Source organism: Brevibacillus sp. NRRL NRS-603, from assembly GCF_003013445.1.
GTDB lineage: Bacteria > Bacillota > Bacilli > Brevibacillales > Brevibacillaceae > Brevibacillus > Brevibacillus formosus.
Window position 1 is genome coordinate 108802 of record NZ_PXZN01000046.1, and the last position, 18283, is coordinate 127084.

At 49.8% G+C, this 18283-nt stretch carries 14 protein-coding genes; 3 read left to right on the forward strand and 11 right to left on the reverse strand.

What is annotated here, in order from left to right:
- The 11 genes from C7R94_RS25970 to C7R94_RS26020 form a co-directional block, all read right to left on the reverse strand.
- Complete coding sequence (locus C7R94_RS25970; protein ID WP_106785537.1) at nucleotides 1-636, reverse strand: CIS tube protein; 636 nt, start codon at nucleotides 634-636, stop codon at nucleotides 1-3.
- A gap of 59 nt (nucleotides 637-695) precedes the next feature.
- Nucleotides 696-4562 carry a hypothetical protein gene (locus C7R94_RS25975; protein WP_106785538.1) on the reverse strand — a complete coding sequence of 1289 codons (3867 nt, stop codon included), beginning with the start codon at nucleotides 4560-4562 and terminating at the stop codon, nucleotides 696-698.
- A gap of 33 nt (nucleotides 4563-4595) precedes the next feature.
- Nucleotides 4596-5060, reverse strand: coding sequence for a phage tail protein (locus tag C7R94_RS25980; protein WP_015892460.1), 465 nt, complete (start codon nucleotides 5058-5060; stop codon nucleotides 4596-4598).
- Nucleotides 5061-5065: 5 nt separating this feature from the next.
- Complete coding sequence (locus tag C7R94_RS25985) at nucleotides 5066-5257, reverse strand: DUF6760 family protein (RefSeq protein WP_007721336.1); 192 nt, start codon at nucleotides 5255-5257, stop codon at nucleotides 5066-5068.
- Nucleotides 5254-5631 carry a hypothetical protein gene (locus tag C7R94_RS25990; RefSeq protein ID WP_007721338.1) on the reverse strand — a complete coding sequence of 126 codons (378 nt, stop codon included), beginning with the start codon at nucleotides 5629-5631 and terminating at the stop codon, nucleotides 5254-5256. The genes C7R94_RS25985 and C7R94_RS25990 overlap by 4 nt, the downstream gene beginning before the upstream one ends.
- Nucleotides 5632-5717: 86 nt before the next feature.
- Nucleotides 5718-6149 carry a phage tail protein gene (locus tag C7R94_RS25995; protein WP_007721341.1) on the reverse strand — a complete coding sequence of 144 codons (432 nt, stop codon included), beginning with the start codon at nucleotides 6147-6149 and terminating at the stop codon, nucleotides 5718-5720.
- A gap of 37 nt (nucleotides 6150-6186) precedes the next feature.
- A complete protein-coding gene (locus C7R94_RS26000) occupies nucleotides 6187-7947 on the reverse strand; it encodes a phage tail sheath subtilisin-like domain-containing protein (protein ID WP_106785539.1) in 1761 nt (586 codons plus the stop codon).
- Nucleotides 7948-8128: 181 nt separating this feature from the next.
- Nucleotides 8129-8935: a hypothetical protein gene (locus C7R94_RS26005; RefSeq protein ID WP_106785540.1), complete on the reverse strand. Its 807-nt coding sequence runs from the start codon at nucleotides 8933-8935 to the stop codon at nucleotides 8129-8131.
- Complete coding sequence (locus C7R94_RS26010; RefSeq protein ID WP_106785541.1) at nucleotides 8935-9507, reverse strand: Pvc16 family protein; 573 nt, start codon at nucleotides 9505-9507, stop codon at nucleotides 8935-8937. Before C7R94_RS26010 ends, C7R94_RS26005 begins: the two co-directional genes overlap by 1 nt.
- A gap of 112 nt (nucleotides 9508-9619) precedes the next feature.
- The gene (locus C7R94_RS26015; RefSeq protein WP_106785542.1) at nucleotides 9620-11782 is read right to left on the reverse strand and encodes an ATP-binding protein; all 2163 of its coding nucleotides are present in this window, start codon (nucleotides 11780-11782) and stop codon (nucleotides 9620-9622) included.
- An 18-nt stretch (nucleotides 11783-11800) separates the two neighbouring features.
- Nucleotides 11801-14557 (reverse strand): adenylate/guanylate cyclase domain-containing protein, encoded by a 2757-nt coding sequence (locus C7R94_RS26020; RefSeq protein ID WP_106785543.1) that lies wholly within the window; start codon nucleotides 14555-14557, stop codon nucleotides 11801-11803.
- Nucleotides 14558-14727: 170 nt separating this feature from the next.
- Here C7R94_RS26020 and C7R94_RS26025 point away from each other — a divergent pair, with 170 nt between their 5' ends.
- Genes C7R94_RS26025 through C7R94_RS26035 form a run of 3 tightly spaced genes read left to right on the forward strand, consistent with a single transcriptional unit; the run spans nucleotide 14728 to nucleotide 18246 of the window.
- The gene (locus tag C7R94_RS26025; RefSeq protein WP_106785544.1) at nucleotides 14728-15114 is read left to right on the forward strand and encodes a DUF4280 domain-containing protein; all 387 of its coding nucleotides are present in this window, start codon (nucleotides 14728-14730) and stop codon (nucleotides 15112-15114) included.
- A gap of 19 nt (nucleotides 15115-15133) precedes the next feature.
- Nucleotides 15134-16807 (forward strand): MORN repeat-containing protein, encoded by a 1674-nt coding sequence (locus tag C7R94_RS26030; protein ID WP_106785545.1) that lies wholly within the window; start codon nucleotides 15134-15136, stop codon nucleotides 16805-16807.
- A gap of 2 nt (nucleotides 16808-16809) precedes the next feature.
- Nucleotides 16810-18246, forward strand: coding sequence for an eCIS core domain-containing protein (locus C7R94_RS26035; protein ID WP_106785546.1), 1437 nt, complete (start codon nucleotides 16810-16812; stop codon nucleotides 18244-18246).
- Nucleotides 18247-18283 lie beyond the last annotated feature (37 nt).

Genomic DNA, 18283 nt, shown 5'->3' on the forward strand with positions numbered 1-18283 from the left:
TCACCTCACAAGTGGCACATGCAGGGTAGTAGCCGGTTTTAGAAGTCTGGGATTGTCGATCTGATTGGCGTTCGCTATGTTTCGCCATTTCGACGCATCATTGTACGTGCGATACGCCATCAGGTACAGCTGGTCTCCTTGGTTGACCGTTTGTTGTGCGACCTTTTCTCTTGCAGCCCCGATATCGTCCGCGGACTTTTTCACGCTCGTGCCTTTAAACGTGACGCCTAACGTGGCTCGTACCGGTGTCCCTTGGTCGAGAAACATTGTAAACCGCTGCGAAACCTTTTCGACTACACCAGTGAATTGAAAGCTGTCCCATACGAATTTGCATAGGGGCGGCGTACTGATTTTCTTTTCTACGGCCATCAGTCCCAGCACCTGATTCGTGAATGCACGCACATCCACTCCAGCCTCGTATGTATCAAAAAACAAGTCGACCGATAATGTCTCGATATCACCGCTCGTGAACATCCCGACTGGTACCGATTGCCCCAATATCTTTTGCCAAGAGTAGTTATTGGAAGCATCTACCTTGTATTCTGATGGGTTAAAGAGAACGGAAATACTCTCCTTGAAGTCTCCTTGCCCGTTGCGATCCACTAAAATTTTGGCCTTTTTCTCCTGACCCATCATTGGCATTTGCCTCTCTTTACCGAAGAAATAGTCGTCTGTGAATATAAGGCAATTTATGCCTATAGACCTCGTCGCTGCCGCTCTTGAGTGAGGCGCTTGTCCAGCTCCTTCATCATTTTATCCATCAATCGATCCACCTCTTGTGGAGATAACGATGGCTGATTGCCAGCTCTCTCTTGCACGTGTAGATCGACTTGTCGCTGGAGTGGAAGTGTTGCCGTCTGCTGTAATGCGGATTCTTGAGGAGGGATGCCTTTTCGCAAATACTCCATGGACGGCGGCGACTGAACGACAGCCGCAGGGCTTGCGTCGCTATCTGCTGTGTGTAATCCTCGTCGATGAATATGGGTTGCGTTTTCGGACAGGGAGTGCTGCTCGGGTTCTCTGGGCGTTCTTTGGCCTTGTTGCAAAGCATGCAGGAGTGGTAGCTGAATTGTCTTTGCAACCATTGGCTTTGAAACAAGTGTTAGGGATGTGTTTTTTTCCGCCTGTTCTACTTTTTCCGTGGCCATTGTTGCAGACCCCAGGTTGAATAGCCCTAGTCTTTGCAGCGGCGTGAGCCTAGCGTCTCGAACCTCGATCTCCTGCGCCTCATCACTTGTTAGCCGTTTGACCGTTTGCGTCTTCTGGTTGACCGTCAGAATATGTTCATGGTTGCTTTGTTGAAAACGGCTCCGGCGACTAAGCTGTCTGGAATGCAATCTGTCCAAAACAAAATCAATGGATTTTTCTCTCGAGAATGAGCCCGATATAATTGGATGATGGCGAGAAAATGGCTCTAAGCTGTTAACTCGATCTTGTCGTTGTAGTGGCTCTATTGCACGTCTGCTTCCACTCTCATGCGCGATACTGTCGGGTATCCCCACGATTTGACCATGCACAAGACTATGGAATGGTCCCCATTTTTTCTGGACAACCATTTGTGCATCGTGACGATTCAGAACAGTCGAGAGTGGGTGATGTTTTTGGACATATGTTTCCGTCCGGAAATCAGTCTGGATAGCTTTTCTGATTTCCTCCATGACTTGAAGAAAGGAGCGGGCACGTAGGGCAACGGAGTTTGTCCACAAGCTGGCTGTCTGCTGCAAGAAGTGGGAGCGACGGCTTTCTCGTAATGGATTGCTTTCGCCCTTGCGATACCTAGACTGATCATTCGATTGCTTTTCACTGCTCGGGGGAGCTTTCCTACTTGTGCTTGTTGAGCCTACCTTTGCAAACTCACTTGTTGATGCTAGCTTTGCAAACTCGCTCATCGCTGCCAGCTTCGCAGACGTACTTTGCAATTGCTGATGATCTGTTCCTCCAAGTCCAATCCACTTTGACGCACGAAGCTTTGCAAAACCAAAGCGGTTCAACCTGAGTAAAATGGCTTCCCGATCATGACGATGAGTATGCACGAATGTTCGACTTATACTCTGTTCATTTTTTAGGAAGATGGAATGCCCTATTGGTCTATGCTCGCGCTCGTGTACTATCGAGATCGTCGTTTTTCGTCCCAAGAGGTTGAACTTTTCTTGATTTTTGGAGAAAGAGGAAGCGACATCTGTCTGCTTGTCCCTCTCCCCCTGAAACGACAGTAGCTGACGTACCATCTCGTTTGACATCTGAAAAACGTGCTGATTTTGCAAAAAATGAATAGCTGGCTGGACATGATTACTGACGGATGTATTCTCTTTCGTCAAAACATTCAGCTGTTGCATCAACCATCTACTAGGTGCACTTGCCGCCATCTGTTGAAAATGCACCCACTCCATCACAGACTTCCCGTTCGTCTTGTCATGGGTAAAACTCACGATACGATTCTGTAGCGTCTGCCAGAGTTGGCGATTCACACGGAAGACAGGTACAAAGCGATTCCATACAAATCGTGCACTACTAGCTATACCAGTTGGCTCACGCTTGATTTCGTTATGAGTTTCAAGATATTCCTTGATCCACGGTTGCCATCCTCGTTTTTCAAAGAAAACAGGATCAATGGCGGACTGGAAGCTCCGAATCCGATAGGCAGCCATCGATTTCCTGACAACTGACTGCGAGAGAAGCGGAAGTGTTCGGGAGCTTTCTGTGATACGCGTTATATGCAATGGGAACAGAAGTAGGCCTTGCATATAGTGAAAAACGTGTAACGGCGAATCTGTCCGCCACTCTTGCTGTAGCATGTCAACCTGCTTATACGAGGCACGGGACAAAGCTGGAAGGACACTCTTGTTATCAACATGGGTTTGCTCATGACTTGATCTCAACCGAATGGACTGCTCCCTAGCAATCTCGTTCAACCTAGCTTCCTGTGAGATTAGCTGTTGCCTCCGCAACTCGTATGTCCACTGATTCCTTTGATTCCCTGTTGCCATCATTTCAAAAAGAAGCAATTGCAACGTATGTAATGGAATGCCAGGGGGGTTCTGCCCAATCCGAGACACCAACATGGTTGCTAGTTGCTCAGGCTGGCGCAACCAATGAAACAAAGTACTCGACTGTTGTTCCCGCCACCTCTCTATCTGCATCAAGCTCTTTCGAGAACCATGTACAGCGGCATGCACAGGATCGCTTTCTGCCTTCGAAAACTGTTGAGCCAACTGGAATAGCTGTTTAAACCGTTCCCTTACAGCCTGCTGGTTGGCCCGACCAGCATCCGCTCGATGAAGCATGCTAGGTATCAAGGACGAGAACAACTTCGAAAGCTCAATGCTCTGAAGTATCTTCCGTTCCAATGGGATAAAAGAAACGTCAGACTGCGTTTCTATCATCCACTCGCTTTTTGCTTGTGAATGTTGACGGCTTCTCGGGAAAACAATCGGCTGTAATACACGTAGACGTGGATGCGCGCTCATCGTCCTTATCAGCCAAATTGCTGGACTTTGCTGCCAGTACAGACTCAGGTTTTCCCACCAACGCCCCCAAAGTTCAGTCTGCTGAGAAGCTACAGACCAACGTGTACTTTCACTTTTATGAACAACTGGACTTGTAAAATCTCTGCCGTCATTTCCGGCTTTCTCTGTCCACGCCAAGCGATCCAAGAAAGATCTCGCAGCCCGTCCTTCTACTCTTTTTAGCAAAACAGGAAAAAACCAAGTCCCAGCCTTTGGTTCCATCCCTCTACCGATCGACTGCAAAAAATTGCGAACTCCAAATTGTTCGAATCGGCCAGCTTTAGAAAGTATCAATCTGACACGTGAAATCGAAATTACATCTACTTTTGTCGCTGATTCGAACCGTATCCGTTCAAATTCATGTTGCAAGCTCCTGCGTCCAGCAGGATCACCCATTCGCATCGTGTGTACCAAAAACTCCGGTGAAACATAGGGAGTCTCAGGTGTCCAAAAACTTTCACGTACGGTTTCCTTGCTGTCTGAAACAATTGCTTTCAAAAGAGGCGCGGCAAAATCGACCGGGTGTATCTGCTCTTTTAACCGCCACAGCAGCAGCCATTTTTCAAATGAGCTTGCTCGCTGAACCGAAGACTGAACATAGCTGGACCAGCGATATCTATCTGGTCCATTTGAGACAACTGTGAGCCGTGGGAGGTAAACCTTCTCGGTTATTTTGGATGACTCCCACTTCTGAAAAAGCTCATGTATCAAAGTAGCAGGTCGTACTTTTCGTCCTGATCCCGATGCTTGCGTCATGACTACGGGCTCTTTTGACCCTGGTAAGCCTGCCTGTCCGTTCGGCAACCTTTCTCGATTCAATCCGAGGTAGGAGCCCATTTGTCCGTGCATGCGTACATAAATGAAGGTCTGATAATAGTGGTTTTCCTGCCCTCCGATACTCGGCGAAAAATCACGATGGATCAAAGCGAGATAGCCGGGATCGCGACCTTCCCCGTGCCGATACTTCTGCATGATACTCTGTGCAAAGCCTTGGTTGGACGCCCTTGGCAACAGTAATGGACGACGCGAAGGTGGGAGCGCCTTGATCGTTATCATCGTTTCTTTTGCTCCTTGCAGACGGAATAAGGCTTAAAAATACGATTTTAAGCCGTGGTGCACGATTTCCAATGTCTCGACGGCTACTTCTCCATGCGTGGCCCGGAACTCCGGTCCTACCCACTTGACCGGATACGCCCCTTCAAATGCCCAAGCCCCCACGTCGTTTCCGTTTGCGTCCATAAGAATGATTGCCCCTTGCTTTCGCTTACGCTTTTCTGGCGGGCCAAAGTGGAATTCCTCATACCATCTCCACAGCTCGTTTGATCTCACAAACCCTCGTTTGAAGACCAAGTTGGGAAACTTGCTGCGTTTCGGCAGCTTGTGGACGAAATGATTCACGCCGCCCTCTTGGTACTCCTCCAGCTCTGTTTCGACTGCCAGTCCGGACACTTCACTAAATCCAGCGACCCAGATGCCATCCATCTCCAATCCAAACGGAAGAAAGTCCACGCGAAATCGGAGGTTGGTGTAAAACGGATTCTCATTGGCGAACACCAGAATCACCTCCGCTTAAACACATCAAAAACATTTTCCGGTTCGTCATTTTGCTTGCGATTGATGGCGGATATCTCCTCACACCAGCGCCGCCGTTCCTTGTGTTCCATCGACATGATCTCGTCGTGAGGCCAGTGAAAGTAGTAGGCGATGAAGGCGGCTTCTTCATAGATCTTGTCGACGGGGTATCCACTCATACTCCCTCCAGCGCCCCTGAAAAAGCCATGTCTACCTGAAATTCATGCTCGCATTTCGGACAAGATGTCTTGAACATCGAGCTGTCCAATTCATTGATTTGTCTGTACAGGTTTTGCAGGTACGCGAGATCCGCCGTGAACAGCCGTTCCACCACTCTTGTGTCAATTCCCCGTACATCTCCCAGCTTGGTAATCACTCTCGTCAACAAAATAATCGTCAAGTAGCCGGGATTTTGCTGGACACGCGGATCTCTCATCGGCAAAATTTCGTCGGCAGCCGTCGCCAAGCGCATGACGCCCCGCTTGTGCAGGTTCCCTTCTTCATCCACATAGCCGCGCGGGAGCTCAAATTCATATTCCGTTTTAAATGCCATGGTGTCATCCTCCTCATCATCCGAGGCCAGCAAGAGTGACAAAGATAAGCCTTTTCTTTGCCACTCTTTGACATCGGGATTTTCTATTATTTCGTGCGTGTCATTCCTTCATGGGCGATTTCCAGCTGCTCAATCGCTACCTCTGAAGACGTACCATTAAAATCAGGCGCCGTGTATTTGGTCGGCCATGCTTCGATGACCTTCCATGTAGCGACATCATCTCCGGCTTCATTGATGGCAATGATCGTGACCGTTTTGCGTGCGACCTTGCCCTGGATGGTATCCTGCATCCAGTTGTACAAATCCATCGAATCCGTCACGCCCCATTTCAGCGTGATGTTCCCGTACTTCGCCAAGCCCGGGAGCTTGCGCGGTGTAATCACCTCATTGCCTTCGCGATACTCGACTACGTCCACAGACGCATCAAAGCCCGACACCTCACTGAATCCCGCCTGCTGAATGCCGTCCATCTCTACCCGATACCGAAACTTGCGGTATGGATCCTTGCGATCTGCCATACTGTACCCCTTTCCTCACACCATTTTTCACCGTGAATTATTGCTGATCAGATGTTTTTTGTGTAATACGGAAGATGACGAACTCTGCTGGTTTGACAGGAGCTACACCAATCACGCAGATCAATCTGCCATTGTCGATATCATCTTGCGTCATCGTGCTTCTGCCGATTTGGATGTAAAAGGCTTCCTGCGGGCTTGAGCCCATCAACGCGCCATCTCGCCAGACACGCGTCAGGAAAGAATCGATCGTGCGTTGGACACGGGCCCATAGCCTCTCGTCATTCGGCTCAAATACCACCCAGTTTGTCCCGTTTTTGATCGATTGTTCGAGGAAAATGAACAGGCGGCGTACGTTTATGTACTTCCATAGCCCATTGGAAGACATCGTCCGTGCACCCCAGACGCGAATTCCTTGACCTGTAAACGCGCGAATCAGGTTGACTCCCTTTGGATTCAAAATATCCTGCTCGCCCGTATTGTATTGGCAATCCAGTCCTGTGCAGCCACGTACGACCTCGTTTGCAGGCGCCTTGTGGACGCCGCGAGTGTTGTCCGAGCGCGCGTAAATACCAGCCATGGAGCCTGATGGCGGAATGTAGATGTTACGCTTGTCCAGCGGATCGAACACTTGCAGCCAAGGATTATAGATGGCAGCGTATTGCGTATCGAAAATATTGCGATGCGTCAACACATCGCTTACTTTTTTCTTGTCGCGTGGGATATCGAGGATGGCGAAGCGGCTTTTCAGGTTTTCACAATGAGCCACGAGCGCGAGCTGCACATTCGGGTCTGTCACGCCTGGAATGGCCATAATGCTCACTTCGTCGTTATCGATGAAGGCTTGAATTCCCGTACGTTTTCCCGGTCCATGGTCCTCCCCCATGTATTCGCCCGCTGATAGATTGGCGACAGAACCGTCGCTGCCCCCTGCCAACGAGATTGGATACAGACCGAATTCCGTCTTCCCACCCTCGGATTGGGTTTCTTCTGGCATCCCTGAAATGACGGTAAAAGGCGGGATGACCTCTGGGCTTGCTGGGGCTGCACCTGCTTCGACCTCTACGATATTGCTTTTGGACAACAGCTTGCTGACATGATTGGCAGCAGAGACATTGAGCGAGCATTTGTCGAACTCTTCGGCCTCATCGTTGTAGAAGACCTGCACCGTAAATTCGCATGTGGACAAAATTTTGACCGGCAACAGATTGTTATCAATGACGTCTCCTGTAAGCACGGCAGACAACTCGATCACATTGTCTTGGGAAGAAACCACTTCGCTGTATTGCTTGGTTTCACCGTCATAGAAAGAAACGACATCACCTGGTTGAAAGCCAGCACTGTTTTTCACGCGATATTTGGGAGCCTCGCCTAGCTGCTCGTAAATTTGCGTTTTTGCCTTGCTCGACGGAATCAAATTTACGCGGATCTGATTTCCCCATGCCCCCGGGTTTTTGGCAGTAATCCGAAGGACAGCTCCTTCGCTGTTGCCTTCATTGGAAGCCGACTTCGCATCTGCTGGCGCTACCCGCATTACATAACAACGGGAGCCTCCATTCAGAAAGAAGTGATCCACCGCGTAGGCAAGATAACGGTATTCGCCAAACGCATTCTCAGACAAATAGGAACCGAACAACTTGCGGAAATCATTAACACCTGTAATCAGCTCAGGCAATCCCGCAACGGGTCCTTTTTGGGCCAGCCCGATAAAGCCGGCCGTGCTCGTACTCGCTCCCTCCATGGGAACGGGGCCACTATCAAACTCCTCGACATACACCCCTGGTGATAAGTACTCTGGCATCGTAACCTGATTGGAGAGTTCCGCATGTATCAGCAGCAGAAACCTGCAATCAGTCCCTCCCTCCGATTAATTTCATCACTTGCTTGACCACTTACAAAAATGCCGTTTTGATACGTGAGTCTTGCTCTATAATCAGGCAGCAGGATGTCATGGACCGACGCCAAACAACTGCCGGATCACCCTATTTGGGTCTGTTCATTGGGATGATACCTATGGATTGGGTCGTACCGGCTTGAATGGAAAGCTCGGCAAAACCAGCGGCTTCTTCCCGCCGCACTTCAATTTTCATACGCGCATGAGTTTTTTCCAGAAACAAAGGAAGGGCAACTACGAATTCTCCTCTGTCGTCGCAGTTCGTCTCGAGCAGTGGGAGTAAGACAGTGCCTCTTGGGTAGGCAAAAGAAAGAGGTTCGGCCAAGGGGTAAACCCGACCTTTTGGGGGACTTGCAAAACGAATGATCGTCCCTTTGCATGTGGGTGTTTCGAGAAGAAAAGCGTCAGCCAAATCGACTTGACCCTTTTTACTGGCTACGATTAGCTCCGTAGCCTCTTTGTCTGCGTCCTCGGCCAATCTCACCGGGGCATCTCGCTCATACGAGATGACAGCCTGCACACAGGCACCGCCAGCTGGGGAACCATCCGTCACGCAGGCTCTCCCTCGAACAAGAGAGTCCCCTGACCGGAATGGATAGGCTGGACTCGGATGTAAGTAAATGATTCGTTCGGAGTAAGATGTACTCCCAGTGATCACGGAGAAAGTCACGGAGCGATCCATATACTCCCGGCTGCTTATGTTGAGTGTGTAAATCCCATCGGGCAAATCAGTAAAGATATACCATCCGTCCCCTTTTTCTATGGGCACTTGTGGATGACTCGCCAAGCGAACAGACAAGCTCGAGCGAAAAGGAGCTCCTTTTGTATACATGTCCACCAGACGGACGGCATACGAGAAGACGGAACGAATACGCACTTGGAAATGCTGATCCATTAACCATGACCTTCCCCTCGTATTCGAATATCCCGTTCCAGTACGCGTTTCGTTGAACGAACTCGGGTTGAATCGATATGAACCGGCCCTACCGAGTAGCCGATGGATAGCTTGTACGGAACATGTGGAAAGAGTTGGATGAGCTTATCAACGGGAGGCTGCTCCACGACGACACGAAGCTCTGTATCTATGTTTGCAAGGGAGCCTTGAAGCTGATCGCCACGCAAAATGGCGTTGTCGTAGAGAACCTGCATGGCACGCCCGAGGATACGGTGCTCGTCCAGCATGCGGGTATGCTGTTCGGCTGGGGAATGGGCAGTCAATATGTAGGAGAGATTGACCGTCATTGGGGGATATCGCAACTGATCAGTACCTTCACTGATCATCACGTGCTGCCTCTCCTGACTTTCCCGGATTTCGTATAAAAACAAGGCTAACGCCAAATCTCCTGGCTGAGCAGGCGAGCTTAGACCAATCAGCTCAGGTTGGCTGATCGGCTCCGGCGTCATCTCTTTTCGCAAAAGAGCGAGCAGCGTCTCTCCTACTTCAGCAATGGCGGTGTACTGGCTGATACCCGTTCACCTCGACATTATTTGACAGAATATACTTATCATAACATTGAAATTAATGGTTTTACATGAATTTTTATCTAATTTTGTAAAATTACACACTTTCTTCGACACGCTACCTGTTGGCATACTCCCCCAAATCCTCTTTCAATAGCAGCTTACCCGTCTTTTTTAACTCCTGCTTCGCAGCCGCAATCAAATGACTCATGGAAACAGGCGTGCCTTCCGATGCAGCTAAGAAGGATGCAGCGAGAACCACATTTTTGATTCCGCCCCCAGCAATGTGCAGCTTGGACGCAAGAAACTCAAAATCGATGTCAGCAGCTCGCGGTGTATCGGCCGGGAACATGCTGCGCCATATTTCTTCGCGATAGTACGGTTCAGGAAAAGGGAACTTCACCACGTAGTTGATTCTGCGTATGAAGGCCTCGTCAAAATTTTGCAGGAGATTCGTCGCCAAAATGGAGACCCCCTCGTACTCCTCCATCTTTTGCAGCAAGTAGGCCGTTCCCACATTAGCGTATTTGTCATGCGAATCTTTCACTTCTGAGCGCTTGCCAAAAAGGGCATCGGCTTCATCAAAGAAGAGGATGGCATTGCCGATTCTCGCTTCCGAGAAGATGTGGTGGAGATTTTTTTCCGTCTCTCCAATGTACTTGCTGATCACCTGCGACAAGTCAATTTTAAAAAGCTCCAGACCTAGCTCCTTTGCCACGACTTCCGCCGACATCGTCTTGCCCGTACCCGGAGGCCCTGCAAACAACATGCTGACGCCCTTGCCATAAGAGAGCTTTCGCCCAAAGCCCCACTCCCCCAAAACGACATCTCGATAGGTCACCTGATTGCAGGCATTCCGCAACAAAGTCAGTTGCTCCTCAGGCAATATCAGATCTTCCCAGCTGTATTTGGGGTTCAACCGTGTGGCGTGCTTTTCTAGCGCATGTCGCATTTGCAGGAAGCAAGCTTCATGGAGATGTGTTTTCGTAATGATCCTGTCTTTCGTCTGCATCGCCATCTCGTTTGCTCTATGAAGCGCTTGGTTGATTTGCCCGGCATTCAGCTTGAATTTCCCTGCCAAAACGCCTACATCAATCTCTTGAGAAAAGCTCATGCCTGCACGGCCCGTCTCCCATAATCGCCTCCTTTCCGTTTCATCTGGATTAGGCACCTCCATTTCCAGCCAAATCCGCTTCCCCAGAGCGCTTTCCGGCTTCCATTGACTTTTCGACACAATGGCAATGGGGCGTGAAAAGCTTTCGAGTTCCTCTATCAACAGCTGCTTGCGCCCAACTGTTTGTACCTCTTCTGTCAGAAAAACCTCGAACTGGTGCAAGCACAGCACACCCCGACGAAGCTGTACCTCCCGCAAGATTTGCTGTACTCTTCGTGAAAAAGCTTCCTCGCGGATCAAGCGCTCTGCATCGACGAACAGCACCGGTCGCCTGACGCCATGAAACAAATGCTTCACTCGATGCCTTTTGCCAACGCCAGTCGGACCATGCAAATGCAGGAGAAGCCGCTCCGAATCTGCTCCTGCCGTTTCCCACAATGTTTCAAAGCGCTCCTGCAAATGAATCGCGCTCTCTCCTACCAACGGTTCCAACTCTTGGTCTGGTAAGCTCCAGGCTAGCCAAAGCGGCAGACTCGCATCACCTCCATCCTTCGTCGTCAAAAAGTGCAGCATGCGTTCATCCAGCTTTAACGGACGAGAGAGCCAAGAGCCGCTGCCGCCCATGTCCCCCTCAGTAAAAAGCAACAATCGGCCCAGCTTGCTTTTTTGCGCAAACGCTGTCCAGGCTTCCATTCTCTCGGTCGCTGTCCGGCAAAATAGCTGCATCGCCAATTCGGGAGTAGGTGACTTGCACGTAATATCATCGAGGAGGTAGCCAAACAGCTTTTCGTACTTCCGATCCAGCTCGACTGACAGGCAAAGAAATAAACACCCCAGCTCGAAGCGGTTGAGTGAAAAAGCGTCTGCCACTGCCAAAATCGGTACGCTACCCGCTTCCGCTTCACGCATGTGCAGGGCATGAAGACGTTCCTCGCATGCTGTCAGCCGCTCAGTGAAGACTTCCCATAGCTGCGTTGCTGGCGGAGCTGCCTCGAGCAATTGTATGACCTCTTCCTCTGTGACAATCACCCCCCTCATTTGATCAAGCGGATAATCATCCCCCTGCTGTGCTCGCACGGCCAGCAAGCGCATCAGATGAATATCCAGCCATCGAAGCATTTCTTCGTAATAGTTCCACTGGTTATGATTCGGTTCGGGACTCGTCATTTCGCTTTTTCACCGCTCCTACGATATTTTCAACTCGCCAGACCAATCTCGTTCTGCCCCTTTTTGCGCGTATTCGTCACATAAGTAGAAATACTGTCGCGCCGCCTGATCCCAGCGGTTTTGCTTGATGACGGACAGAAAAGCGGAGCGTGCATCGTGAAACCTCCCATTTTGATACATCGCAATCGCTTGCTCAAACAACTCCTTCGTCTCATCCTTGTGCGCACGAATCTGGTCAGCGTCCCCCTCGTATACGTCGTACAAATGCATCGGCTGAGCCTCTCCCTCGATATGCACCCAGCCTAAATCACGATATCGATATGGCGTACTCTCTCCCATCTCGGCAAACAGCGAATCGGACATCAGGATGCAAGCTCCGAGCGTTTCCGCCATCTTTTCCATTTTCTCCACTACGCGGACATGATCTGATATGATCGCAGCTTCGAGACGTGTGGCCTCGCCAATAATTCCGAGCATCAACGGACCGTGATGCAGGGCAACTCGCAATTCAATCGGATCGTATCCTTTTTCCGCCCGTTGCTCGTTATAGTCTGCTAGCGTACGGCGCATCTGTACCGCCGCATCCAACGCGTCTTTAGCCTCTTTTGGATAAACAGCAAGCACGCCGGGATCGAGATATTCGGTAATCATCCCTTGATTCTCGTTCACAATCGGAGCAAAACGCTTGAGAAACGCATTGATGACGCGAAAGGTCGTCTCTGGTCGCAGACGATGAGAGATGGCATGAAACGATTGCAGACTCATCCGCATAACGGCCATTTCCCGCTCCACCTGATCACCCAGCTCCACGTCGAGTATGCTTTCCTTCCCGAGAAAATGGATAAACTGCTGCGGCACAAAGCGATTGTTCGCCTCGCTCATCCTCGTGATATTCGAAATGTACTGACGAATGCGCTTTGCCATTTGGTTGAAGCTTTCTGCCAGCTTTTGAATTTCATCCATGGAGCGAACCCTAGCCACCACACTGTAGTCGCCTTTTCCCATATCGGAGACGCTCGTTTGCAGATTGCGGATGTTTCGGTATGTCAGCCACGAGAAAAGGAAGAATAGACTCGCACAAATCGACCAGACCAGCGCAGCGCCACGGCCTAGCTCACGGGACATTTCGTTGTGCTGTATACGGACCCCGTTCATTTCTCTGCCCAGCTCCAACACACCGGATAGCTTGCCCGCGGAACTGTAGATCGGGGCCATCGCGTACATCCAGTAGCCTGTCCGATCCTGTGCTTTACCCGAGACGATCTCCCGTTTCATGACCACACTGCGGAACTCGTCATCAATGGACACATTCTCAAATACTTCTGCGCTGTCATTGTCATCCATCATGAGAAACAATTCGCCATCTTTGTATTTGTAGATCGTTTTGTACAGCCCCCTGTTCACATTCGCATCATCTGGGACCTCCAGCTTTTTCAGGTTGGCCTGTACTGCTTGATAATCCGCATTCATGTAATCAATGGCTCCGTTGATTCCATCCAGCTTGTCCCCTTCGATCAGCGTAGAAATCACATAGGCTTGGAGACGAAGATCGGTTTGATTTTCCTGCTCCATAAATGAGAAGGTCAGCTTCGTTCCCTCCAGTTGAAGGAATACAGGGACAACAATAAGCGGGGCTATCACAATCGTTTGCTTGATAATCAACGGAATCCGGAAGAGGCGAAACAGCAGAAATTGAATGACACAAAACAAGAGAATTTCCATACCCAATCCTGTCCACCAGGTCCATTCCTTCAAGCGGTCTTCTCCGGATACAGACGGGGACGTGAGCTTGGTCATCACATTTCCTTGTTGGTCCAGGAAGGCGAGTTGACTATCTGTCGCGACTACGATCTCATACTGGGGAGTTATAGCAAACGCCGTTAAGGCACTGCTATCGCTTGACTTGATCTGCTCGAATGTTTTGGAAGGCACCATCAAGGCGATTTCATCTGGGTGTGCGGGATCGAAGCGTTCAATGACATTTTGATCAGAATTGTAGAAAAGAAGACGACCTGCTGGCCCCACTTTGACATGATCGGGGACGGTACGATTCTTTTCCGAGCGTTTGGAGTGAATGTAGAGCGGACCTTTCACTTGTGCTTCCCCGCTTCCTTGGGGAACATCGATCTGGAAAAATTCTCCCCGCTTGGTAGTGACATAGGTATGCCGCGGGTCTACTCCTGTGATTTCATTGACGTATACTTCATTAGGCAATTGGATTTGATAGAGTTGTGTGGGGGGTGATTCAGAGGGTACAAATTGATAGGCAATCACTTCAGGATGTTGATACACATAAAAATAAAGGTGATCTTTCGCGACTTGCAGGGAGCGTATCTTGCCAATTCGCTTGTACGAGCTGTTCGCTCCGTATGCATCCTCATACACGACTTGCACGATTTCTCCATCTGGGGACATTCGCACGATTCTCTCAGATACGGTCCGCAAACCAAAGCTATCGAGCTTTGTGATCAGCACGTACGCATAGCCTTCTTCGTCGATGGCTACCTCTGTGAAATTTTCCAAGCCTTCTTCTGGATTTTGCTCCAGTACCTGCTGGTACCTTAGCGTCCGATCGGGGTACAGGCTAGTCAGCTTTTGGTGTCCATCCGTTATGAGGACGACATCCTTTTGACTATTGACCGCGATGCTGTTGATCCCTTGAAACGGTTCATCCTGCTTCCCGCTTCTATTCACGTTCCAAGCGAGCAGCAAGCCGATCCCAACAAATACAATCAGCAATCCGGCCAACCAGGAATACTTCTTGTTATTTCCCATCGTTTGCGGTTCTCCCATCTCTCGAAAACGTATTTTCGAAAATGATTCCAAGCAACATTATACTAAAAATTGCAAATTTCGCTATACATCTTCTCTATTTGACATTTATACTACTATACAGATTGATTTTCAATATCTTACCAGATGACTTATGAAAAGGAGTTGGCTTCATGGGACAACTCGTCTGCGGAGGAGCCATGCTACAGTGCAGCTTCGGTGCTGCTCCCAGTTCACTCATGGTGCTCCCGGTGAATCGCATCACAACCAGTATGCCGATCGCAAACATTATGGACAATAAACCGATGGTAAACATCCTTCCATTCGGGATGTGCAATACGATGTCCAACCCTCAGGTCGCAGCAGCCACAGCGGCGAAGCTGGGCGTTTTCACTCCTGTCCCCTGCGTTCCTGTCACCGCCGCCCCTTGGGTCCCTGGCTCCCCTACTGTTCTCGTCGCCAACATGCCTGCCCTCAATCAAACCTCCAAGCTCATGTGCAGCTGGGGTGGCGTCATTCAGATCACGAACCCCGGACAAGCGACGATTCAGGTTCCCTGACAAGTAGGGAGGTTACGATATGGACAAACAACTCCAAAAGCTAACGGAACAAACGATTGTCGACCCGCTCACCCACCCGCTCAAAAAATGGGAGCAAGACTGGATAAAAAAAGGAGCCGCCTTCCCAAAGCAAGCCCTCGATTGGATCAAGAACGGCATTGCCGGACTGTTCACCAAAAAAGAGACTTCACTCAACGATTACGTGCATATCGGCCGTTTTTACATCGCCAAACGCTTTCTCATTTTGACAGGACTATTCCTCCTTGTTCTGGCCTACTTCCTTTTCATCAATCCTCCCGATGCACTTAACCGCTTTTTGCAACGCCCCATCGTCATTCATCTAAAAACTCCCAATCAACAGATTTCCGACACGGGTCTTGCGATTATCTACAACCCGGAGGGCACGATGATCTATTCTGGCCAGCTCGTGGATGGTCTGTATGACGGAAAAGGCGAGCTCTATGACAACAATGGAAAGCTTCTATATAGCGGCGAGTTCAAAAGCGGCACTCCGCAAGGCTTCGGCAAAGGATACCAAAAAGGCGTTCTCGTCTATCAAGGCGGATTTGAAAATGGCGAATACGCCGGTCAGGGAGCGTTGTACAACGACAACCAGCAAGTCGTTTTCCAGGGAAAATTCAATAATGGGAAGCTGGATGGAGCCGGTCAAGAATTGTACACAAATGGCGCAATCAAATACGAAGGCGCTTTTAAAAACGGTGTGTACAACGGGTCTGGCCGACTTTTTACGAAGGATGGAAAGCTGCTCTATGACGGACTTTTTGACAATGGATTCTACGGCGGCGAAGGTACTGATTACTACGAAAACGGACTCGTGCAATATAAAGGGCAATTCGTGGACGGCAGATACAACGGGGCCGGGAGCCTTTTTGATCGGGACGGCAAGCTCGTGTATGAAGGTCATTTTCGCAATGGACACTTCAATGGAGCCGGAACCAAATTCTCCACCAGTGGCAGTATGGTTTATCAAGGTGATTTTTTGCTGGGTGTGTATCACGGGCAAGGCGAGCTGAAAGATGCAAGTGGCGTAACGCTGTATAAAGGCGGCTTTGCCGAAGGGCATTATCACGGAACGGGAGAGCTTCGTTCTGCCGAAGACGCTCTGTTGTATCAAGGTCAATTTCGGGCAGGTGCCTACGACGGCATTGGGGTACTCTACGACAAGGAAGGCTTGCCCCTATATAAAGGTTTTTTTCGCGAGGGGCGCATTCATTTGCCAGGATTCATTGGCATCTCCCGGAGCAAGCTGGAGGAAATCATGGGTAAGCCTGACGATGACGCGCCGAGGGAAGCCGAAGATACTGTCCCTCCTCCTGCCGATCAAAAAGCACCCGAAGTTCCACCTGTGAAGGATATCACCTTATCGCCCCAAAAACTTGCTTATCGTGAAATGAACATGGCTTTTACACTTGAACCAGCACCAGGACTCCCTAGCAAGCAGATTGTCACTGCCGTCCACGTATATCACCCACAGATCATCTCGATCGTCAAAGAAGATCGTAACGAGCTCGACAGCAAAGCTGCCGTTTTGCCCAAGACATCCTCCACCTTCTCTAACCGTACTGGCGCTATTACGAGCTATTTGGTCGACCCGTATCTGTATCTCTATTTCTATCAAGCACAGCAAACGGAACCCGTTCAATTGGACGTGACAAAAGCAGAAGGGGTGTAACCATGCGACGCTATGAATCTAGCAAGCCGTCAATGGATGCGACTCATGAAAAAACGAAAGCACCTGCTTCCAAGCCCATGCTCCAACCGAGCCTGGTCCAAAGAAAGGCGAGTCACACTTCCCACATCCTTTCTCTGCAAAAGACTCTTGGCAATCAGGCTGTCCAGCGCGTGTTATCGAGGACTCCCTTACAAAAATCGGAGAATCTCTCTTCCGGCAGCGGTCGCTCACTCCCCGATTCCGTCCAAGCAAAAATGGAGAAGGCTTTTCACACTGATTTTTCAGATGTACAGATTCATCCAGAATCGTCTGTCGCCTCCCAAATTGGGGCTATCGCCTTCGCCCAAGGGAATGACATTCACTTTGCTCCGGGTACGTATCAGCCAGAGACACAAAGCGGTCGACAGCTGCTCGGCCATGAGCTGACACATGTGGTCCAGCAAAGACAAGGACGGGTAAAAACGAACGTTCCAGATGCCAGCCTGCCGATCAATGACGATCCTGCTCTCGAAGCGGAAGCTGATCGCTATGGGTCACTGGCAGCAGCAGGAGCTATGACGGATGGTACAGGTACGGCGGATGCTGGTAGTTCCGTATCATCCCCGATCATCCAAGGCACTTGGGACGAAGATGTTAAAGATGCACGTAGAATGTGGGACAAACATGTGGAGAAAACAAATAACCTGGATGAAGGAACGGTAAATGAGCTTTTTGAGCAAGTGGACGACATAGAAAACTACTTTGACAAAATACGTTACGGTATCAGTCTGCACTCCAAAATTTCTGATATTTTCTCGGTTACCGGGGGGAACTATACAGAGCTGGAGGAGGCACAACGTCTATTCGGAGAACATATCACGCCCTTTTTTGGCAAGGATAAGGACGACGATCCTGACATCGATTACACCTATTTGGAAGAGCAGCAAAACGACACGTCTGAGGAAGACCGCATGCTGGAGGATGAGGAGGATTCAACCTTTTTATACGAGGAAAAACGTGTGGCTATGGAGATCAAGACAATCAGTTCCCATGACGATTTACAAATTGGCTCCCGCATTCATGAAGCGATCGGTCAATTAGACAAGCGGCGGGATACGAATCGATATAAAGAGTATGTCATTGTCATTCAAAAGTATCATCCTGAAAACCCTTGGCCGTACACAGCTACTGAAAATAGGGCCCGTGCCACGCTGGGTGATCTCAAAGCTAGACTGACCGCTAGATTGGGCAATATGACTAATCTGCCCGGTTATGATATCAAGGTCATTTTCAGAGGCATTACAAAAGGAACCCCAACGGGTGGGACCGGAACCGCTGACCCGACCTTCTTAATCCCGGAACATATACGCTATTCGAACATGCCCTCTTATACAGTCGAATGCTATTACTGTGGCAGCTCCAATACTGGGTGGCTGGTAGATGACCCTATCCCTGAATAAACCGAAAACGGCAGGCTCCACAACGAAATGGGAGAAC